The sequence below is a fragment of the Mesorhizobium sp. P2_D6 genome (assembly GCF_056404315.1).
The window spans coordinates 1-685 of record NZ_JBFUEG010000086.1; the positions used below are offsets into that span (position 1 = coordinate 1).

The 685-nt window shown below is 68.6% G+C and carries 1 protein-coding gene; it reads left to right on the plus strand.

Translation table 11 applies throughout. The features are described 5' to 3' along the window. On the plus strand, positions 1 to 685 hold a 685-nt coding region (locus tag AC1D1L_RS33725; RefSeq protein WP_477345851.1), incomplete at both ends, for an Ig-like domain-containing protein.

Below are 685 nucleotides of genomic sequence, written 5' to 3' on the forward strand. Positions count from 1 at the left end.
TTCCCGCAACCGGCACCGTCAGCTATACCTACACGCTGCTCGACAATGAGGCGCACGCCGCCGCCGGCGGCACCAACAGCCTGTTCGAGAACCTCGCCGTCTCGCTCACCGACCAGGACGGCCAGAACGCCACAGGCACGCTCACCGTCAACATCGTCGATGACGTGCCGACCGCGGTCGCCGACATCGACAGCATCGGGGCCGGCCTGTTCGGCCCGGCCACCGGCAATGTGCTGGTTGGCGGAACCGATGCCCTCGACGGCAACGCGACCGACGGGGTTGCCGACACCAGGGGCGCCGACGGCGCTGYCGTGGTCGGCGTCGCCGCCGGCRACACCAATGCCGMCSTCGACAATRCCGCRACRCTSGGCAYCCAGATCCAGGGYMYCTACGGCAAGCTGACGCTSRMCGCCGACGGMACCTMCWCCTATACSCGYGATGCCGGCTCGCAGGGCGGCCATGACGACGTCTTCACCTACACCATCAAGGACGGCGACGGCGACACCTCGCACACCACGCTGACCATCTCGATCGGCAACTCGCCGCCCGTGATCACCGACCTGACGCCGGCTGCCAACGGCGGCGACGTCACCGTCAACGAGGATGACCTGCTGGCCAGCCGCGGCGTTGGCGAATCGGCCGGCTCCGACACCTCGAAGGAAAGCACCACCCAGGGCGGCACCTT